The organism is Ferrimonas aestuarii, from assembly GCF_005116665.1.
Taxonomy (GTDB): Bacteria; Pseudomonadota; Gammaproteobacteria; order Enterobacterales; family Shewanellaceae; genus Ferrimonas; species Ferrimonas aestuarii.
Genome location: NZ_SWCJ01000005.1, coordinates 68,889 through 87,927 on the forward strand (window position 1 = coordinate 68,889; position 19,039 = coordinate 87,927).

Sequence of the window (19,039 nt, forward strand, 5' to 3'; positions counted from 1 at the left end):
CAATGCCAGCAGTTTGTTTTAGGGAGAGTGTTTGAATGCCGCAGGTTAACCGCAGCGCCTTGGTTCGTTTTAGCGCTGGGCAGATGTTTGATTTGGTCAATGACGTGGCTGCGTACCCGCAGTTTTTGCCTGGCTGTACCGCCAGTGAAGTGCACAGTGAAGATGACACCCATATGGAAGCCACCGTGTGGGTGAAGAAGGCGGGCATCGCCCAAAGCTTTACCACTCGCAATACCCTAACGCAAAACGCCACCATCGAGATGAGTCTCAAGACAGGGCCGTTTAAATCTTTGGCGGGTACCTGGAAGTTCACTCCTTTGACTGACGCTGCCTGCAAAGTGGAGCTGAATCTGGACTTTGAATTTTCCAACCCAATGGTGCAAAAGGCGTTTGGTAAAGTGTTCAACGATCTGGCTCAGAACATGGTGATGGCGTTTTCCGACCGAGCTAAGGTGGTCTACCGTGATTGAAGTGTTTAAGTTAGACGTGGTCTACGCGCTGCCTGATTCCGCTACCGTGATTGCGGTGGAAGCGCAGGAGGGCGATACCATTGAACAGTTGGTTGAGCGCAGTGGCATTGTGCAGCGTCACCCAGAGATTGACCCAAAACAGAATAAAGTGGGCATCTTTAGTCGTCAGGTCAAATGGGACTATCAGATTCAAAAGGGCGATCGCATTGAGATCTATCGCCCTTTGATTGCCGACCCGAAAGAGGTGCGTAAGCGTCGAGCGGAGCAGGCAAAAGATAAGCGCAGTTAGTGGCGCCATTAGTAATAAAAAAGCCGGCTAAGCCGGCTTTTTTGATCTTGCTTTCGGGATTACTCGCCGGTGGTTTCCAGCGGAGTATTGAAATCTGCAGACAGCTCATAGTCGCCAGTAATCGAGGCAACTTTGCCCTGATCGAAATTAACGATCAGTTGCTTGTTGGTGAGCTCGTTGGTGCGGCCACTTTTGAACTGGTAGACGTAATACCAAGTGTTATCAGCAAAAGAATCTCGAACCACTGGGCGACCCAGAATGAACTCCACCTGCTCTTTGGTCATCTCAATCCGAAGTTTCTCAACTTGGTTTTGCTCGATAAAGTTACCCTGTGGGATGTCGATCTTGTACACCATCTTTTCCAGTACAGAACATCCGCTTAGGGTCACAGCAGCGACCGCTGCCAGTAACAAATATTGTAATTGCTTCATGCTAATGAGTAGAGTCCCCTGTAATTTGGCCTAGATGATACCTCAGCCCTAGCGACCAATCCACTGGCGCTCTCTAATTGCCGACAGTAAATCTCGATACTCTGTTCAAGACTCAAATGCCTTGAAAAAGTTCCATTAAAAAGGCCAGCGGATGCTGGCCTTAACTTAGTTAATCACATTTGGCGTGTTACAGAGCGCCTTTGAAGATTTCACAGATCTCTTCGTGAGTGGCTTGTTTAGGGTTAGTCAGGCCACAAGCGTCGTTCAGAGCATTGGTTGCCAGAGTCGGGATGTCTTCCTCTTTCACACCCAGCTCAGTCAGGTTGGCTGGGATACCGATGTCTTTAGACAGAGTGCGAATCGCATCCAGAGCGGCTTCAGCGCCTTGCTCGGCGGTCATGCCGCTGATGTCTACGCCCATGAACTTAGCGACTTGAGCCAGACGCTCTGGAACCACTTGGGCATTGTATGCCTGAACGTGTGGCAACAGAATCGCGTTACACACACCGTGTGGCAGGTCGTAGAAACCGCCCAACTGGTGCGCCATGGCGTGAACGTAACCTAGGCTGGCGTTGTTGAAGGCCATACCGGCTAGGAACTGAGCGTAAGCCATCTGGTCGCGAGCTTCGATGTTCTGGCCATCATTTACTGCGGTGCGCAGGTTGTCAGCGATCAAGGTAAAGGCTTTCTCAGCACATGCGTCGGTAATTGGGTTAGCCGCAATAGACACGTAAGCTTCAACCGCGTGAGTCAGCGCATCCATGCCGGTTGCTGCAGTCAAGCTTTTTGGCTTGCCCAGCATCAAGGTTGGATCGTTCACAGACAGCAGTGGTGTGGTGTTCTTGTCTACGATGGCCATCTTAATGTGACGCTCTTCATCGGTGATGATGCAGAAGCGAGTCATTTCAGAAGCGGTGCCAGCAGTGGTGTTGATCGCAACCAGAGGCAACTGAGGCTTAGGTGATTTGTCTACGCCTTCGTAGTCGCGGATGTCACCGCCATTGGCTGCAACTAGGGCGATGCCTTTTGCACAGTCGTGGGGGGAACCGCCACCTAGAGAGATAACGAAATCACACTGGTTCTCTTTCAGCAGAGCCAGACCGTCATTCACGTTACCTACGGTTGGGTTAGGCTGAGTACCATCAAAAATAACGGTCTCAAGTTTACGCTCGGCTAGCTTATCAACCACCTGAGAAACAACACCTACTTCAACTAGAACGCGGTCGGTAACTACCAAGGCGCGTTTGAAACCCAGTTGCTCAATGTCATCAATGGCGGCGTCTACAGCACCGGTGCCCAGAGTATTTACTGAAGGGATAAAAAACTTCGCTGCAGTCATGGGCTTTCTCCTTAAATAGAAATTAAATTCTGAAACTGAATTTAAAATAGATCTAACAAATCAAAAATTGTGTGAACTCTGCACACTTTTCGTAATTAAATTACGGGAAATTACCTTAACTGTACCTGGGTCAAAGACTGGGGAATTTGGTGAACTTGTTAACAAATGGCTTTCGAATGAGACTAGTAACAACCTTTTTGGTGCGATTTTTTGTGCGCCGACCCACGCAAAGGCTATAAAAACAACAGCTTGAGTTTGACTTGCACAATAAAAAGGGCGCCTTACTCGGCGCCCTCTAAGCTTAAAACCTGCGTTAGTTATTGTCTTTTATGGCTAATTTATCAGCAATTCTTTGGCGTTGGCTCGGGTAATGTCGGTAATGATGTCGCCCCCTAGTAACCGGGCCAGTTCATCCAAACGCGCTTCTTGGTTGAGTGCGATCATCTGGGTTTCTGTCTGTTTGCCTTTGCTGGTCTTACTTACAAACATCTGCTGGTGACCATTACCGGCGACTTGAGGTAGGTGGGTCACGCAGAATACCTGAGTGGCTTCCCCTAGCATGCGCAGCATTCGGCCTACGACCGCGGCGGTTGGGCCTGAAATACCCACGTCCACCTCATCAAAGATCAGCGTTGGTGTTGAGCATTTCTCGGCGGTAATCACTTGAATGGCCAAGCTGATTCGCGACAGTTCCCCGCCCGAGGCCACTTTACCTAGGGCTTGCAGAGGCTGACCTGGGTTTGTGGACACGGTGAACTGCAGTCGATCGCCACCATTGGGGGAGAGGCTGTCAGGGTTGAATTCGTTACTTATCTCAAATTTTGCATGGGGCAGAGCCAGTTGCCGCAGGTTGGCGGTGACCTTTTTCTCCAGTTCTTTGCTGTAGCGTTGACGGCTTTTACTGAGTTTCTGGGCGGCGGTGAGGTACTGCTGTTTGGCCTGCTCGAGTTCGTCAGCCAGCTCAGATTGGCGTTGATTGTTAGCACTAATGCCGGTGAGCTCTTGCGCCAGTTGTTGGTGTAGCTCGGCAAGATCTGCGGCTTTAACCTGATGCTTACGAGCCAAAGTCATCGCTTTGGACATTCGCTGTTCCAGCTCGTTAAAGCGCTCAGGATCCATCTCTAAGCTCTGGTGGTAGTTGGCCAGCTCTGATGCGCCCTCTTGAATTTGAATAAGCCCTTCGTGCAGCATCGCCAGAGTCGGTGCTAAGGCTTCGTCATCGGCGCCTAAACTTTCCACTTCACTGATGGCTTGCTGCAGCAGTGACAGGGCATTGGCTTCCTCCCCTTCGCTAAGCAGATAGCTGGCCCGTTGGCTCTGCTCCATTAAGGTGGTGCAGTTAGCCAAACGCTTGTGCTCCGCTTCAATCTGCTCAAACTCGCCCGGCTCTAGAGCAAACTCATCCAACTCCTGTACCTGATACTCCAATAGCTGTTTACGGGCTTGCTGCTGAAGCTGCAGCTCTTCCAGTTGCTTCAGTTCATTGGCCAGCTGTTTCCAGTGTTGGTAACTGCGGCCGCAGTTATTCAGCAGATTCTTGTGACTGGCGTATTGGTCGATCAATTGCAACTGAGTGGTGCTTTGCAACAGCCCTTGATGGGCGTGTTGCCCATGAATGGTCAGCAGCGTCTGCCCCAGCTGTTTGAGTTGAGTCAGGGGAACCGGATGGCCGTTGATCCATGCTTTAGAGCGGCCTTCGGCGCTGATGCTGCGGCGTAAAATGCACTCTTCGTTTTCGTACAGGTCGTTCTCTTTTAACCAGCTACGGGCAGCCTCAATGTTGCTGATCTCAAAGCAGGCGCTGATCTCGGCTCGTTCTGAGCCTGGGCGCACCATACTGGCTTCCCCTCGACTGCCTAGGCAGAGGGAGAGGGCATCAATGGCGATGGATTTACCGGCACCGGTTTCGCCGGTAATGGTGGTCATGCCGCCATGAAAATCCAGCTCGAGGAATTTAACGATGGCAAAATTTGAGACTGTCAGTTGAGTTAACATTATCCGTGACCTGTATGAATCGACATACTGTATGGGTAAACAGTATATGCGATTTTATTGTTCAGTAAAGCATCAGATAGCAAATTTGTGCGTACTCTCTATAGAGCGGCACAGGCACTAGAGATTTCAACCAGTAACGTAGGCGGTTATCGTAGTCGCTACGTTGTCGTGGAGGAATTCAAGCAGGATCAGTCATCTGTCCTAGGCTTGTAGTCAGGAAAATTGTTGGCGACGAGGTTTCACTATGTTGGCAGTGGTTACAGGCAGTAATCGGGGGCTTGGGTGGCACGTGGCGCACCAGTTGGCGGAGAAGGGATACCATGTGATTGCAGCAGCGAGGCAGCATCATCAAGCCCTCGAGGTGGCGCGCTCTATTCGGCAGCAAGGAGGCGATGCCAGCCCGTTTGCGCTGGATGTGGCCAACGGCGAGCAGATCATTGAGCTGGCCTCTTGGATCACCGAGCTGTTCGGGGGCGTTGAGGTGTTGGTAAATAACGCAGGCATCTTCGTGGATCAGGGGCAGTCGCTCACCGATATCGAACTTGAAGCGTGGAACAACACTTTAGCGGTGAATCTGACCGGTGCCATGCTGATGTGCAAATACATGTTGCCCTTGATGCGAAGCGGCGGTTATGGCCGCATTGTCAATGTGTCCTCTGGCTACGGCAGTCTGCAGGAAAGTGGCGGCCTACAGGCCGCGTATCGAGTGTCTAAAGCGGGCATGAATGGGTTGACTCGAGTGTTGGCTGCTGAGGTTGAGGGCGACAACATTAAGGTGAATTCGGTATGCCCAGGATGGGTGCGCACCGACATGGGCGGGAGCGAGGCCAGTCGTGACCCCGCAGAGTCAGCCCAGTGGATCACGTGGGCCGCCACCTTGGATGATGATGGCCCCAATGGCGAGTTTCTTAGAGACGGTAAGCCAATCCCGCTTTAGAACAGCTTACTGCCCCAGTCGAGCTTGCTTCGCAGCACTTCGAAGTAGTTGTAGCCTTTAGGGTGGATCAGGCGCAGGTTGTAGGGGGACTTATAGATGCGAATCTCGTCTCCCGGCAAGCAGGCTAGGGTGACTTGACTGTCGCAGCTTATCTCCAGCTCTGGTGAGGTGGAGTTGCAGGAAGCCCGCAGGGTGATTTCGCTGTCGCCGTCGACCACAATGGGTCGGCAAGACAGGGTGTGAGGAAACATTGGCACCAGAATGTTGGCATTGAGGTTTGGCGTTAAGATGGCGCCACCGGCCGACAGCGAATACGCAGTGGAGCCCGTAGGCGTGGCCACAATCATGCCGTCCGCTCGCTGGCTGTACATAAACTTGCCATCGATGTAGACCTCAAAGTCGATCATGTGCGCCACTTTACCGGCGTGCAGCACCGCTTCGTTAACCGCCACATTATGGCTTTTCAACTCGCCGTGACGATGCACCTCGGTGCGCAGTAGATATCGGCGCTCCGTTTCGTACTCGCCATCCAGCACTTTTTTCAAGCTGGTCTCATATTCATCTGGGTCGATGTCGGTCAAAAAGCCTAGGTTACCTCGGTTAACCCCGATAACCGCGATGTCAAAGCGTGCCAACACGCGAGCGGCCCCCAACATGTTACCGTCACCGCCCACCACAATGGCGAGGTCACAGCGCTTGCCGATGTCTTGAAGATCAACGGCTTCCGCTTTGGTGCAGCCTAACTCCTTGGCGATCCCTTTTTCGATCAGCACTTCAAATCCCTGTTTGTCCAACCAATAGAACAGTTGGGCAAGGGTTTGATTGGCGCCTTCATGACGAGGTTTGCCAATCAGGCCGATAGTAGAAAATGGCTTTTGCATGGTGATTCCATAGTGGGCGACGCGCAGATTGCGCCAGTTTTAACGTCAAGGAGAGCCAAGCGAGAATGGTAATCGACGCGAAAAGCTTGAACCTGAGGCCTTGAAGTCATAAATTCTGTCCCCATAATAGGCTCTGAGCCTTTGGGAATAAAGTATTTTAGCTGGAGTTAAAATGAGCGACGAGCAGCAAAAAGTGGAACAACCTGAACAGGTTGACGTGGAACAGCAACAAGCTGAGGTTGAGCAGGATCCACAAGCCGCCCGTATTGAGGAGCTGGAACAACAACTGGCTGCGGCCAATGCCACAGTCGAAGAGCAGAAAGACAGCGTGGTTCGTGCTCACGCTGAAATGGAAAACGTTCGCCGTCGTAGCGCACAGGAAGTTGAGAAAGCTCGCAAGTTTGCTTTGGAAAAATTCGCAGGTGAACTTCTGCCGGTTATCGACAACTTGGAGCGTGCCCTACAGGTTGCTGACACCGACAACGAGGCGGTGAAGCCATTGGCGGAAGGCGTTGAGTTGACTCAAAAGAGCTTCTTAGCCAGCGTTGAGAAGTTTGGCATTAAAGAGATTGACCCACAGGGCCAAGCCTTTAACCCAGACCAACATCAAGCCATGGGCATGCAGCCTAGTGACGAGTTCCCTGCCAATACCGTAATGGCGGTAATGCAGAAGGGCTATGAACTCAATGGTCGTCTACTGCGCCCAGCGATGGTGATGATCTCCAAAGGCTCTGAGCAGCCATCGGTAGATACCACCGCGTAATGGTTAAAATTAAGCCGCAAAAAAAGCCGCATTATGCGGCTTTTTTTGATCTTAAGAGGCAGATGAAGGGAGCTCTGACTCTTTCGGATTCGGTTTAGGCTGGCTGACGAGTAGTGGTCAGGGCAATCTCGCGAATGTGAACATTCTGAGGTTGGCCGTAGGCATATTCGATGGCGTTGGCCACATCTTGTGCCTTCAATACGCCGCCCATCTGCTCTTTCCAGTCGCCGTAGCCATCTTTGATGTCTTGACGAGTGGTGTGGCTTAGAAGTTCGGTTTCAACCGCTCCTGGGGAGATAACGATAACGCGCACGTCGTCACCACAAACCTCTTCACGCAGAGTTTCGGACAGACCGTGAACCGCGAACTTGGTGCCACAGTAGGCAACGTGGTTCGGGAAGGTCTTAAAGCCAGCGATGGAGCTGATGTTGATGATGGTGCCGCACTTGCGCTCACGCATGCCCGCCAGAACCAGGTGGATGCCGTTCAGCAAACCTTTTACGTTTACGTCCAGCATGGTGTTCCACTCAGCAGGGTCTTGAGTGTGCGCATCGCCCAGCAGCATCACGCCAGCGTTGTTGATCAGGCAATCCACTGGGCCAAATTTAGCTTCCGCTTCGGTGATTGCGCTTTCGAAAGTGGTGATGTCGGTAACGTCCACTTTACGGCACAGGGTGTTTGGCAGGTTCAGTGCTTCCAAACGATCAACGCGACGGGCCAACAGCAGCAGAGGGTGACCTTTGGCAGACAAGGTGCGAGCCGCTGCTTCGCCGATACCTGAGCTGGCGCCGGTGATTACAACTAAAGGCTTAGACATAATGGTTACTCCATAAAAACTGATATACAGGGTAGCAACGACGCTAGAAAAGCGTTGGCGTTTGCGATGGACGCTACTATAGTGGCGGCCTTTATAGTTCTAAAATACTAATTTTCTCTGTTAGACATAGGCTGAAGTTATGGATGTACGATTACTCAAGTGTTTTGTGGCGGTGTTTGAGGAACGCTCTATTACCAAAGCTGCCCAGCGGGTATTTGTGTCCCAGCCGTCACTGTCTTCCGCCATCAAACAGTTGGAGGCCGAACTGGGCGTGGCGCTGTTTGAGCGTCATAAACGTGGGGTGAACCTAACCGACGAAGCCCATCAGCTTTACCCGCTGGCCCTGCAGAGCTTAGGTCAGATGGAGAAGATGGCCAGATTGTTTGCCCATAAGGCATTAACGCTGCCTATTGCCCTTGGCAATTTCCATGATGTCAGCCCGTCGCTGTACGCTAAGTTTTTGGCCCACGCCAAAGCCGAAGACGCTGCACTGTCTTTCGAACTGCTGGATCACGAAGATAAGCTCTGCCAAGCCCGTTTGACTCTGGATGTGTTTAAGAAAGAGGACGAGCTGTTTGTGCCGTTGTGGGAGGAGGACTACGTGTTGTGCGTGCCGAAAAATCATCCTCTGGCAACCAAAGACAAGGTGGGAATTGCTGAGCTCAATGATTTTAACTTCATCGAGTGCGTGGTGTGTGAGGCTCACCAACAGACCCTGAGCCTGCTGGCCAGCGAGGGCTTTGCGGTTAACATCGTTGCCAAAGCTCAGCACAAAACCCAAGTGAGGCATCTGGTGAGCGCCGGAGTCGGCATCTCGTTTTTGCCTACCGGTGTGCTGGAAACCGCCGCCGATCTGGTTCAAGTGCGCTTGCAAGCGCCAAGAATGTTCCGCCGAATTGGTTTAACTTTGCCAGCGACCGACAGCACCAAAGCAGCACAGGCAGCGCTATTGGCTGCCTGTGCAAGTTGGAAAGGGTAACGCAGAAACCTCTAAGCTTCGGGAGACAGGGCTGGCTTTTCTCGAAGTTTTGGCCCCAGCTGCTGGCACAGCAATCCCATCACAATCAGTGCCAGCCCCATAAAGGTGGCTTTTTCGATGGACTCGCCCACAAAGGTGCTGATGAAAAACAGCGACAGGAAAGGGGATAGGAACACCATGTTGGTTATGGGGGCGGTGCGCTCGGCGGATTTCATTGCCTTAAGCCACAGCACAAAGGTAAAGCCCATCTCAAATAGACCCACGTAGGCGGCGCCTAATAGCCCTTCTGGACTGGGTAGCACGAGTCCATCTCGATACCAGCTGGTAGCAAAGATAAACGGTAAGGCGATCATAAAGCTCAGTAGCAAACTGACGGTGGCATCGCCCTTGTCTTTGGTATTCACAATCCAGTACAGCGACCACAGCAGCGTTGAAAGCAGCGCCAAGCCATATCCTAAGTAACTGCCCACCTCGAAATCCATCAACCTGCCACCGGTGGCGATCACCACCACGCCGCCATAGGCCAGCACCGCAGCGAGAATGTCCCAGCGTTTCAGCTTTTGCCCCAACATGGGAACGGCTAATAGGCTGAATAGAATCGCCCAGGTGTAATTCAGTGGTTGGGCTTGCTGAGCGGGCAGCAGGTCATAACAGGCAAACAACACCAGATAGTAAAGGAAGGGGTTAAGCAGGCCGCTTTGCAGATACATCCACGGCGTGGCTTGGAATTGCAGCCACAGTTTGTGGGTTTTTCGTTGAGACACCACGATTATCCCCAGAGCAACACAGGAGACAATGGCCGCATACAGCAGCAGTTGGCTGGGGCTTAGGTGTTGCAAAGAGAGCTTAAAGGCGGTGGCGACCGTCGACCACGCCAATACCGCCCCCATGCCATACAGCATGGCACGGCGTTGATTCTTAACCATTCGAGTACTACATCAAAAACACGAAACATCGGGATGGATATAATATTGTATACAATGTCGATTTTCTAAGCGTTAGATCATATTTTTTTCGATTTTCGATTGGTTTTTCTCTGCTTGTCCCCATATCCCTGACATCGGCGGGGAAATTTTTTTAATCATTCCCCTTGAAAGGCGTTAGAACCAACCCCAAATATGGGTTAACGCAATATTTTCGCATTAGAATTAAACGCATTTTGGAGGCTATCGATGGGCAAAATCATCGGCATCGACCTGGGTACCACTAACTCTTGCTTGGCTATCCTGGATGGCGACAAGCCAAAAGTAATTGAGAACGCAGAAGGCGATCGTACTACTCCTTCTATCATTGCTTACACCGATGATGAGACTTTGGTAGGTCAGCCGGCTAAGCGCCAGGCGGTAACTAACCCTCACAACACCCTGTTTGCAATCAAGCGTCTGATCGGTCGTCGTTTTAAAGACGAAGTGGTGCAGCGCGACATCGACATCATGCCGTTCAAAATTGTTGAAGCGGACAACGGTGACGCATGGGTTGAAGCCAAGGGTAAGAAGATGGCTGCGCCTCAGGTTTCTGCAGAAGTTCTGAAAAAGATGAAGAAAACTGCTGAAGATTACCTAGGTGAAGAAGTGACCGAAGCGGTAATTACCGTACCGGCTTACTTTAACGATTCTCAGCGTCAGGCAACTAAAGATGCCGGTCGCATTGCTGGCCTGGAAGTAAAACGTATCATCAACGAGCCAACTGCGGCTGCGCTGGCATACGGTCTGGACAAGAAAACTGGCGACAACATCATCGCTGTTTACGACTTAGGTGGTGGTACTTTCGATATCTCCATCATCGAAATTGACGACGTTGAAGGCGAAAAGACCTTCGAAGTACTGGCGACCAACGGTGACACTCACCTAGGTGGTGAAGACTTCGATAACCGCCTGATCAACTACTTGGTTGAAGAGTTCAACAAAGAGCAGGGCATCAACCTGAAGAACGATCCTCTGGCGATGCAGCGTCTGAAAGAAGCCGCTGAAAAAGCCAAGATTGAGCTGTCTTCTGCTCAGCAGACCGAAGTGAACCTGCCTTACGTAACTGCAGATGCTTCTGGTCCTAAGCACATGAACATCAAAGTAACCCGCGCTAAGCTGGAAGCTTTGGTAGAAGAGCTGGTTCAGCGCTCTCTGGAGCCGTTGAAAGTGGCTCTGCGTGATGCTGACCTGTCTGTATCTGACGTACAAGACGTGATTCTGGTTGGTGGTCAAACCCGTATGCCTATGGTGCAGAAAGCGGTAGCTGACTTCTTCGGTAAAGAGCCACGTAAAGACGTGAACCCTGACGAAGCGGTAGCCATGGGTGCTGCTGTTCAAGGTGGCGTACTGGCCGGTGACGTGAAAGACGTACTGCTGCTGGACGTAACTCCTCTGTCTCTGGGTATTGAGACCATGGGCGGCGTGATGACTTCTCTGATTGAGAAGAACACCACCATCCCAACTAAGAAGTCTCAGGTGTTCTCTACTGCGGAAGACAACCAGTCTGCGGTAACCATCCACGTACTTCAGGGTGAGCGTAAGCAAGCGGGCGCCAACAAGTCTCTGGGTAACTTCAACCTAGAAGGCATCCAAGCGGCTCCACGTGGTCTGCCACAAATCGAAGTGACCTTCGACATCGACGCTGACGGTATCTTGAACGTATCTGCGAAAGATAAAGGCACCGGTAAAGAACAGAAGATCACCATTCAGGCATCTTCCGGTCTGTCCGATGACGAGATCAACCAGATGGTGAACGACGCTGAAGCCAACGCTGAGGAAGACAAGAAGTTTGAAGAGCTGGTTCAGGCTCGCAACCAAGCTGACGGTCTGGCCCACGCCACTCGCAAGCAGATCGAAGAAGCGGGCGAAGCCCTGGCTGCTGACGAGAAAGAGAAGATCGAAGCGGCCATCGCAGCGGTTGAAGAATCGACCAAAGGCACCGATAAGGAAGCCATTGAAGCTAAGACCCAAGAGCTGATTCAAGCCTCTCAAAAGCTGATGGAGCTGGCTCAAGCCCAAGCTCAGCAAGCTCAAGGCGGCGCGGAAGCGGGCGAGCAGCAAGCTAAGCCACAGGATGACGTGGTTGACGCTGAATTCGAAGAAGTGAAAGACGACAAGAAGTAATTCTTAACGTCCTACTGAATTAAAGCAACGGGCGTTCGGTGAAACCGGCCGCCCGTTTTTTGCTAACAAACTATTGGCTAGAGATATGTCCAAACGCGATTTCTATGAAGTGCTTGGTGTGGCGAGGGATGCCAGCGAGCGAGATATCAAAAAGGCCTATAAGCGCCTAGCGATGAAGTATCACCCGGATCGCAACCCAGGTGATGCCAAGGCGGAAGAGTCCTTTAAAGAGGTTAAAGAAGCTTACGAGATTCTGACCGACTCCGAGAAGCGCGCCGCTTACGACCAATTTGGTCACGCCGGTGTCGATCCTAACCGAGGTGGTGGCGGTGGCTTCCATGGCGGTGGCGGTGACTTTGGAGACATCTTCGGTGATGTGTTTGGCGATATCTTTGGCGGTGGCCGTCGTGGCGGTGGTCGCCAAGGTCCATCCCGTGGTAACGACCTGCGTTACAACATGGAGCTAACCTTAGAAGAGGCGGTGAAAGGGGTTTCTAAAGAGATCCGCATTCCGGTTCTGACCAGCTGTGACAGCTGTGATGGCAGCGGCGCCAAGAAGGGCTCTAGCGCTCAAACTTGTGGTACTTGTCATGGCCAAGGCCAGGTACAGATGCGCCAAGGTTTCTTTGCGGTAAACCAGACCTGTCCTACCTGTCATGGTAAAGGTAAGGTGATCAAAGACCCTTGTAACAAGTGTCATGGTCAGGGCCGCGTTGAGAAGACCAAAACCCTGAATGTGAAGATCCCTGCAGGTGTTGATACCGGCGATCGCATTCGTCTGTCTGGTGAAGGTGAAGCGGGCGAGATGGGCGCACCTAGTGGCGACCTGTACGTTCAGGTGCACGTGAAAGACCACCCGATCTTTGAGCGTGATGGCAACAACTTGTATTGCGAAGTGCCAATTGGCTTCTCTACTGCCGCTTTGGGCGGAGAAATTGAAGTGCCGACCCTAGATGGCCGCGTTAACCTAAAGGTTTCTGCGGAAACTCAGACTGGGCGCATGTTCCGTCTGCGTGGCAAGGGCGTGAAGTCCGTGCGCAGCCATGCAGTGGGTGATCTGATTTGTAAGGTGATCATTGAAACCCCAGTGAATCTGACCGAGCGTCAGAAAGAGTTGCTGCGTGAATTCGATGAAACCATGGAAGGCGCTTCGAAGAAACACAGCCCTAAAGCCCAAGGCTTCTTCGACGGAGTTAAGAAGTTTTTCGACGACTTAACCAGCTAAGTCACTGAATACCATTTAAAAAAGCCGCTTTTTATAGCGGCTTTTTTTTGCTTTAATGGCGTTCACATTTTCTTATCAAGGATGAAACATGAGATGGGTTTTGCTGCTCGTCAGCCTTTTTGCCTTTCCTACCTTAGCGAAAACCCCCACCATTGACGACTTTGCTCGCCCTGACAAAGCTCAGTCAATTAAGATCTCTCCTGAAGGTGATTACCTTGCGATGGAGGTGATCATTAAAGGGAAAAAGCAAGTGGTGGTGCTTCGACGTAAAGACTTTAAACCTACCACCAGTATCCACTTTGGCGAGCGTGCTGAAGTGGGTGATTACTATTGGGCCAGCAACGAGCGCCTTGTGGTTACCAAGGTTTATAAGAAAGGGTGGACCGAAGAGCCTTTGTACTACGGTGAGATGATGTCCATCAACTATGATGGCAGCAAAGGTGCCTATATCTTTGGTCACAACATGGCCGGCGGCACGGGTACCAACCTGAAGCGCCATGGAACGCCACTGCGGGCTTGGGGCTACATGATTGACCCACTCCCAGAAGATGAAAAATACATCCTAATCAGCTCCGTGCCTATGGATAACAAAGGTGATAAGAAGGCGACGGTATTTAAGCTGAATGTGTTTAATGGTAAGCGTAAAAAGGTGGCCTTCTCTCCAGTTTCCTATGCCCAGTTTATGAGCGACCAAAATGGTGAAGTGCGTTTTGTCATTGGTGAGGATAAAAACGGCAAGCTGGCCATGCATTATCGCGAAAAGCGAGGAGATGACTGGAAGCTGTTTTATACCGAGGACGAATCAGATGGTAAGGTGATTCCGGTTTCTTTTGCCAGTGATGATGAGGTTTACATTCTCGACAACACTGAGGCCAGCACCTACGGTCTGATGAAGATGAACTTGAAAACCGGTGCTAAGAAACTTATCTATCGTGACAAGGTGGTTGACCCTCATAACATGTGGTTCAGTGCTGATGGTCGCTCTCTGTATGCGCTCGAAGTGGAGCCAGATTACCCAAGTTATGTGTTTGTTGACCCCAAGGCCAAAGAAAGTGCCAATTTAAAAGGGCTACTGCAGGCTTTCCCTGGTCATCAGGTGGCACTGGCGAGTCAGACCCTCGATGGTGATCTGTCGGTGGTTTACGCCTACAGCGATATCAATCCTGGCAGCTATTACTTGTACGATGCCAAAGCTCAGCAGGTCAGCAAGTTGCTGGGCAGTCGAGATTGGGTCGACCCTAAGCAATCCGCTACGGTTGAAGCGATTCAGTTTAAGGCGCGCGATGGCATGACCATCTACGGCTACCTCACGGTGCCTGCAGGTAAGGAGATGAAAGATCTGCCACTGCTGGTTAACCCCCATGGTGGGCCACACGGTCCTCGAGATTATTGGCAGTATGATCGCGAAACCCAGATGTTTGCCAGCCAAGGGGTGGCGGTACTGCAGGTGAATTTCCGCGGCTCTGGCGGCTATGGTCGCGAGTTTGAAGAGGCGGGATATCGTAACTGGGGCAGCAAGATTCAATACGACATCATCGATGCCACTCGTCACCTTATTGATAAAGGCATTGCTGATAAAGACAACATCTGCATCTACGGTGGCTCCTTCGGAGGGTACTCGGCGCTGCAATCTTCAATTTTGGCACCGGATCTTTATAAATGTGCCATCGGCTTTGCTGGAGTTTACGACCTGGAGTTGATGTACGACGTGGGTGACATCCCAACTCGTCGCTCTGGGCGGGAGTATTTAAAGACCGTTATTGGGGAAGATAACGCCAATATGAAAGCGTTTTCGCCGGTGTACAACATCGACAAACTCAAAGCGCCGGTCATGCTTATCCACGGTGGTAAAGATGAGCGGGTGCCCATTGAACACGCCGAAGATCTGCGTAAAGCGCTGAACCAGAATGACCACCCTTACGAGTGGATTGAGTTGGATAAAGAGGGCCACGGTTTCTTCAACTCAGAAAACCGCGCTGAAGTGTATAAAAATATGGTCAGCTTTTTGGAAAAACACCTAAATCTGTAAATTCAGTGTTGTAATCGATACTCTATAGGGACGCGCAGGCGTCCCTTTTTTATGGAGAAAATTATGAAGCGGTCTATCGCGATAGCACTGGGGTTACTGCTGACCTCCTGTGCGACTCATCAATCGCCAACTGGACGGAATCAGATGCTGTTATTCTCCGGTAGCGACATGGCGAAAATGGGCGATCAGTCTTTTGAGCAGATGAAGCAGCAACAGCCTATCTCCGAAGACAAAACCACCAATCAATATGTGCAGTGCGTTGCCGATGGCATTATCACTGCACTAGGCCAGCAGCCGAGCGATTGGGAGGTGGTGGTGTTTGATTCCGAGCAGGTTAATGCCTTTGCTCTTCCGGGTAACAACATCGGCGTGTATACCGGCCTACTTAATGTGGCGCAAAATCAGGATCAACTGGCAGCGGTCATGGGTCATGAGGTGGCGCATGTGCTGGCGAATCACAGCAATGAGCGGGTATCGCGCTCGCAGCTTTCCAATGCGGGTCTGGAGTTGGCCAGCGTATTGCTGTCAGGCAACGCCAATGCAGGGCTTTATCAGCAAGCTGCAGGCGCCTTTATTCAATATGGCGTATTGATGCCTTATGGCCGCATTCAGGAGAGTGAAGCCGATGTGGTCGGCGCGGATCTGATGGCACGAGCCGGCTTTGATCCAAACCAAGCCGTAGCGCTGTGGTACAACATGGCAGAAGCCTCTGGCGGCAGTGCGCCACCGGAGCTGTTGTCCACTCATCCCTCTCACAGCACTCGCATCAGCGATCTGAAGAATTTGCAGCCCAAAGTGCAGCCTCTATATAAGCAGGCGGTGCAACAAGGCAAGCGACGCAGCTGCAAACAACCAAGCTAATGACTGTGCCAGCTCCGATTAGCCCGAATTGCATTGGTATTAAGTGCATCGGCAGTGATACACTCCGTTGACATTTTTTGTAATGGACTTTGAATCATGAAGTTTGACTCAGTAGAGCAAAAAGCCAGTTATGGTGTTGGTCGTCAGATGGGCGAGCAGCTAGCAGCAAACAGCTTTGAAGGTATCGAGATCTCTGCCGTACAGCAGGGTCTGGCCGATGCGTTTGAAGGCAAAGCCAGTGCCGTTGAGATGGCCGACCTTCAGCAAGCGTTTGCGGTTATCTCCGAGCGTTTGAACGAGCAGCGCGAAGCGCAAGCCAAAGCCGCAGCAGCGGAAGGCGAAGCCTTCTTGGCTGACAACGCCAAGCGTGATGGCGTGACCACTACCGAGTCTGGCCTGCAGTTCGAAGTGCTGGTTGAAGGTAATGGTGACAAGCCAACTGCTGAGAGCACCGTTAGCTGTCACTACCACGGTACCTTTACTGATGGCAGCGTATTCGACAGCTCCGTAGAGCGTGGCCAACCTGCTGAATTCCCAGTGGGTGGCGTTATCGCTGGCTGGACCGAAGCACTGCAGATGATGGGCGTTGGCTCTAAGTGGAAACTGTACATCCCACACCACCTGGCCTACGGCGAGCGCGGTGCTGGCGGTGCCATTCCACCGTACGCAGCGTTGGTTTTCGAGGTTGAGTTGCTCGAAATCAAATAAAGATTAAGGGAAGCATTGGCTTCCCTTTTTTTTGGAGTAAAATTGACCAGTATCACAATTATTTAGGAGAAAAAAGGCGATGGATGCAATCCGCGTAGGAATCGTTGGGGCCAGTGGTCGTATGGGAAGAACCCTAATAGAAGCGGCATTAGCGCATCATCAAATTCGCCTTGGGGCGGCGGTGGAACGCCCGAACTCCAAACTGTTGGGTGTGGATGCCGGCGATCTCGTGGGTCATGGCAACATCGGCGTAACCCTAGTGGACAGTTTGGATTTGGTGGCTGAGGATTTTGACGTTCTGATCGATTTCACTAACCCAGAGTCGAGCATTGAACTGATTCAGTGGTGTTGTGAACATCAAAAGCCCATTGTGATTGGCACCACTGGCTTTAACAGTCATCAGAAAGAGCGCATCGGCGAATATGCGCAGGACCTACCTATTATGTTGGCGCCCAACATGTCCGTTGGCGTAAACCTGCTGTTTAAGTTGCTTGAGACTGCCGCCGAGGTGATGGGCAGTTACACCGACATCGAGATCATTGAAGGCCACCACCGCTATAAGAAAGACGCGCCGTCGGGCACCGCCTTGAAGATGGGTGAAGTGATTGCCGATACTTTAGGTCGCGATCTGGAGCAGTGTGCCATCTACGGTCGAGAGGGCATCAGTGGCGAACGAGAGCGTGACACCATCGCATTTTCCACCATTCGTGCCGGTGACATTGTTGGTGAGCACACGGCGCTATTCGCTGATATTGGCGAGCGGCTGGAGATAACCCACAAGGCGTCCAGCAGGATGACCTTCGCCAATGGCGCCATGAGGGCAAGCTTATGGTTGTCCGCTCAGCCGAACGGTTTGTTCGACATGCAGAATGTGCTGGGTTTGAAGTAGTTTGAAATAAAGAGAGGGCTTTTTGGCCCTTTTTTACTGCCTGGCTATATACAAATGTGATTTAGGTCTTTATAATCGCCGCAATTTGCCAAAAATCCAATTTTTGCGGTTTGGCGGGTTGAGGAATTACGTCTGTACTTTACGTAAAACAATAACTTATAAACAATCTGGTGGGAGGTCAAGTTGAAAAAAACTGCCCTATTAATGCTCCAGGACGGCACAGTTTTCTTAGGTACATCTATAGGTGCCGAAGGATCTGCTGTCGGAGAAGTCGTTTTTAACACTTCTATGACTGGCTATCAAGAAATACTGACTGATCCTTCCTATTCGCGTCAAATTGTTACCCTAACTTATCCTCATATAGGGAACACCGGAACCAACTCCGAAGACGTCGAATCCTCCTCTATTCACGCTACCGGCCTCATCATTCGCGATCTCCCCGCACTGGCCTCCAACTTCCGTAACCAATCTTCCCTTTCCGACTACTTAAAACAGCACAACATCGCAGGCATTGCCGATATCGATACCCGTAAGCTGACGCGAGTACTGCGAGAGAAAGGCGCTCAAGCGGGCTGCATCATGACCGGTATCGACTTAGACCAAGCTAAGGCACTGGAGATGGCACAAGCCTTCCCCGGCCTAAAAGGCATGGATCTGGCGAAAGAGGTAACGGTGAGCGAGTCCTACAGCTGGCGCAATGGCACTTGGAAGCTAAAAGGCGGCCTGCCAAGTGACACGCCTGAAGATGAGCTTAAGTTCAAAGTGGTGGCTTACGATTACGGCGTTAAGCAAAACATCCTGCGCATGCTGGTTGACCGTGGCTGTGATGTGACTGTAGTCCCGGCGCAAACTCCGGCCTCCGAAGTGCTGGCGATGAATCCCGATGGCATCTTCTTGTCAAATGGCCCAGGAGATCCAGAGCCATGCGACTACGCCATCGAAGCCATTCGCTCGATTCTGGAAACGGAAATTCCGGTGTTCGGCATCTGCTTAGGCCATCAGTTATTGGCGCTGGCGTCTGGCGCTCAGACCATCAAGATGAAGTTTGGCCACCATGGCGGCAACCACCCAGTGAAAGACCTGGAGTCTGGTAAGGTGATGATCACCGCTCAGAACCACGGCTTTGCCGTAGACGATGCTACCCTGCCAGCCAATCTGAAGGCGACCCACAGCAGCTTGTTTGATGGCTCTTTACAGGGCATCCATCGCACCGATAAGCCAGCGTTCTCCTTCCAGGGACACCCGGAAGCAAGCCCAGGCCCTCACGATGCGGCTCCGTTGTTCGATCACTTTATCGAACTGATGCAAACGCGCCAATCGGCACAATAATAGAGCGT

The 19,039-nt window shown here is 51.6% G+C and carries 18 protein-coding genes; 12 read left to right on the top strand and 6 right to left on the bottom strand.

Features of this window, described 5'->3' with window-relative positions:
- Nucleotides 1-35 precede the first annotated feature (35 nt).
- Nucleotides 36-470 carry a type II toxin-antitoxin system RatA family toxin gene (locus FCL42_RS09185; protein WP_136863116.1) on the top strand — a complete coding sequence of 145 codons (435 nt, stop codon included), beginning with the start codon at nt 36-38 and terminating at the stop codon, nt 468-470.
- Nucleotides 463-759, top strand: a complete 297-nt coding sequence (locus FCL42_RS09190; protein ID WP_324612875.1) for an RnfH family protein — start codon at nt 463-465, stop codon at nt 757-759. Before FCL42_RS09185 ends, FCL42_RS09190 begins: the two co-directional genes overlap by 8 nt.
- Nucleotides 760-818: 59 nt before the next feature.
- Here FCL42_RS09190 and FCL42_RS09195 read toward each other — a convergent pair whose 3' ends face one another.
- The 3 genes from FCL42_RS09195 to recN form a co-directional block, all read right to left on the bottom strand.
- A complete protein-coding gene (locus tag FCL42_RS09195) occupies nt 819-1,190 on the bottom strand; it encodes an outer membrane protein assembly factor BamE (RefSeq protein ID WP_136863117.1) in 372 nt (123 codons plus the stop codon).
- 187 nt (nt 1,191-1,377) lie between these two features.
- Nucleotides 1,378-2,529 (bottom strand): L-threonine dehydrogenase, encoded by a 1,152-nt coding sequence (gene yiaY, locus FCL42_RS09200; RefSeq protein ID WP_136863118.1) that lies wholly within the window; start codon nt 2,527-2,529, stop codon nt 1,378-1,380.
- 333 nt (nt 2,530-2,862) lie between these two features.
- Nucleotides 2,863-4,524: a DNA repair protein RecN gene (gene recN / locus FCL42_RS09205; RefSeq protein ID WP_136863119.1), complete on the bottom strand. Its 1,662-nt coding sequence runs from the start codon at nt 4,522-4,524 to the stop codon at nt 2,863-2,865.
- Between the two features lie 244 nt (nt 4,525-4,768).
- On the opposite strand from recN, the gene FCL42_RS09210 reads away from it, so the two are divergent.
- Nucleotides 4,769-5,461: an SDR family NAD(P)-dependent oxidoreductase gene (locus tag FCL42_RS09210; protein WP_136863120.1), complete on the top strand. Its 693-nt coding sequence runs from the start codon at nt 4,769-4,771 to the stop codon at nt 5,459-5,461.
- Here FCL42_RS09210 and nadK read toward each other — a convergent pair.
- Nucleotides 5,458-6,342, bottom strand: a complete 885-nt coding sequence (nadK, locus tag FCL42_RS09215; RefSeq protein WP_136863121.1) for an NAD(+) kinase — start codon at nt 6,340-6,342, stop codon at nt 5,458-5,460. The genes FCL42_RS09210 and nadK overlap by 4 nt on opposite strands.
- A gap of 172 nt (nt 6,343-6,514) precedes the next feature.
- Between nadK and grpE the strand changes: the two genes are divergently transcribed.
- Nucleotides 6,515-7,105: a nucleotide exchange factor GrpE gene (gene grpE, locus FCL42_RS09220; protein ID WP_136863122.1), complete on the top strand. Its 591-nt coding sequence runs from the start codon at nt 6,515-6,517 to the stop codon at nt 7,103-7,105.
- Nucleotides 7,106-7,199: 94 nt separating this feature from the next.
- Here the strand turns inward: grpE and FCL42_RS09225 are convergent, their stop codons facing one another.
- Entirely contained in the window at nt 7,200-7,922 is a 723-nt protein-coding gene (locus FCL42_RS09225; protein WP_136863123.1) for an SDR family oxidoreductase, read from the bottom strand.
- 139 nt (nt 7,923-8,061) lie between these two features.
- Between FCL42_RS09225 and FCL42_RS09230 the strand changes: the two genes are divergently transcribed.
- The gene (locus FCL42_RS09230; RefSeq protein ID WP_136863124.1) at nt 8,062-8,901 is read left to right on the top strand and encodes a LysR family transcriptional regulator; all 840 of its coding nucleotides are present in this window, start codon (nt 8,062-8,064) and stop codon (nt 8,899-8,901) included.
- An 11-nt stretch (nt 8,902-8,912) separates the two neighbouring features.
- On the opposite strand, the gene FCL42_RS09235 is transcribed toward FCL42_RS09230, so the two are convergent.
- Nucleotides 8,913-9,827 carry a DMT family transporter gene (locus FCL42_RS09235; protein WP_136863125.1) on the bottom strand — a complete coding sequence of 305 codons (915 nt, stop codon included), beginning with the start codon at nt 9,825-9,827 and terminating at the stop codon, nt 8,913-8,915.
- A gap of 246 nt (nt 9,828-10,073) precedes the next feature.
- Here FCL42_RS09235 and dnaK point away from each other — a divergent pair, with 246 nt between their 5' ends.
- From dnaK to carA, 7 genes are all read left to right on the top strand, one after another.
- On the top strand, nt 10,074-11,990 hold the full coding sequence (gene dnaK / locus FCL42_RS09240) for a molecular chaperone DnaK (protein WP_136863126.1): 1,917 nt from the start codon (nt 10,074-10,076) through the stop codon (nt 11,988-11,990).
- Between the two features lie 85 nt (nt 11,991-12,075).
- A complete protein-coding gene (gene dnaJ, locus FCL42_RS09245) occupies nt 12,076-13,215 on the top strand; it encodes a molecular chaperone DnaJ (RefSeq protein ID WP_136863127.1) in 1,140 nt (379 codons plus the stop codon).
- A gap of 88 nt (nt 13,216-13,303) precedes the next feature.
- Entirely contained in the window at nt 13,304-15,244 is a 1,941-nt protein-coding gene (locus FCL42_RS09250) for an alpha/beta hydrolase family protein (protein ID WP_136863128.1), read from the top strand.
- Between the two features lie 63 nt (nt 15,245-15,307).
- Nucleotides 15,308-16,105 carry a M48 family metallopeptidase gene (locus tag FCL42_RS09255; RefSeq protein ID WP_205729247.1) on the top strand — a complete coding sequence of 266 codons (798 nt, stop codon included), beginning with the start codon at nt 15,308-15,310 and terminating at the stop codon, nt 16,103-16,105.
- A 96-nt stretch (nt 16,106-16,201) separates the two neighbouring features.
- Nucleotides 16,202-16,813: an FKBP-type peptidyl-prolyl cis-trans isomerase gene (locus FCL42_RS09260; protein ID WP_136863130.1), complete on the top strand. Its 612-nt coding sequence runs from the start codon at nt 16,202-16,204 to the stop codon at nt 16,811-16,813.
- Between the two features lie 79 nt (nt 16,814-16,892).
- Entirely contained in the window at nt 16,893-17,702 is an 810-nt protein-coding gene (gene dapB, locus FCL42_RS09265) for a 4-hydroxy-tetrahydrodipicolinate reductase (protein WP_136863131.1), read from the top strand.
- A gap of 204 nt (nt 17,703-17,906) precedes the next feature.
- On the top strand, nt 17,907-19,031 hold the full coding sequence (gene carA, locus FCL42_RS09270) for a glutamine-hydrolyzing carbamoyl-phosphate synthase small subunit (RefSeq protein WP_136863305.1): 1,125 nt from the start codon (nt 17,907-17,909) through the stop codon (nt 19,029-19,031).
- The last annotated feature ends 8 nt before the right edge of the window (nt 19,032-19,039 follow it).

What these genes read in the sequence shown, in the direction of transcription:
- FCL42_RS09185 (WP_136863116.1), top strand. Translation starts at nt 36, where the DNA reads ATGCCGCAGGTTAACCGCAGCGCCTTGGTTCGTTTTAGCGCTGGGCAG.
- FCL42_RS09195 (WP_136863117.1), bottom strand. Translation starts at nt 1,190, where the DNA reads ATGAAGCAATTACAATATTTGTTACTGGCAGCGGTCGCTGCTGTGACC.
- yiaY (WP_136863118.1), bottom strand. Translation starts at nt 2,529, where the DNA reads ATGACTGCAGCGAAGTTTTTTATCCCTTCAGTAAATACTCTGGGCACC.
- recN (WP_136863119.1), bottom strand. Translation starts at nt 4,524, where the DNA reads ATGTTAACTCAACTGACAGTCTCAAATTTTGCCATCGTTAAATTCCTC.
- FCL42_RS09210 (WP_136863120.1), top strand. Translation starts at nt 4,769, where the DNA reads ATGTTGGCAGTGGTTACAGGCAGTAATCGGGGGCTTGGGTGGCACGTG.
- nadK (WP_136863121.1), bottom strand. Translation starts at nt 6,342, where the DNA reads ATGCAAAAGCCATTTTCTACTATCGGCCTGATTGGCAAACCTCGTCAT.
- grpE (WP_136863122.1), top strand. Translation starts at nt 6,515, where the DNA reads ATGAGCGACGAGCAGCAAAAAGTGGAACAACCTGAACAGGTTGACGTG.
- FCL42_RS09225 (WP_136863123.1), bottom strand. Translation starts at nt 7,922, where the DNA reads ATGTCTAAGCCTTTAGTTGTAATCACCGGCGCCAGCTCAGGTATCGGC.
- FCL42_RS09230 (WP_136863124.1), top strand. Translation starts at nt 8,062, where the DNA reads ATGGATGTACGATTACTCAAGTGTTTTGTGGCGGTGTTTGAGGAACGC.
- FCL42_RS09235 (WP_136863125.1), bottom strand. Translation starts at nt 9,827, where the DNA reads ATGGTTAAGAATCAACGCCGTGCCATGCTGTATGGCATGGGGGCGGTA.
- dnaK (WP_136863126.1), top strand. Translation starts at nt 10,074, where the DNA reads ATGGGCAAAATCATCGGCATCGACCTGGGTACCACTAACTCTTGCTTG.
- dnaJ (WP_136863127.1), top strand. Translation starts at nt 12,076, where the DNA reads ATGTCCAAACGCGATTTCTATGAAGTGCTTGGTGTGGCGAGGGATGCC.
- FCL42_RS09250 (WP_136863128.1), top strand. Translation starts at nt 13,304, where the DNA reads ATGAGATGGGTTTTGCTGCTCGTCAGCCTTTTTGCCTTTCCTACCTTA.
- FCL42_RS09255 (WP_205729247.1), top strand. Translation starts at nt 15,308, where the DNA reads ATGAAGCGGTCTATCGCGATAGCACTGGGGTTACTGCTGACCTCCTGT.
- FCL42_RS09260 (WP_136863130.1), top strand. Translation starts at nt 16,202, where the DNA reads ATGAAGTTTGACTCAGTAGAGCAAAAAGCCAGTTATGGTGTTGGTCGT.
- dapB (WP_136863131.1), top strand. Translation starts at nt 16,893, where the DNA reads ATGGATGCAATCCGCGTAGGAATCGTTGGGGCCAGTGGTCGTATGGGA.
- carA (WP_136863305.1), top strand. Translation starts at nt 17,907, where the DNA reads ATGCTCCAGGACGGCACAGTTTTCTTAGGTACATCTATAGGTGCCGAA.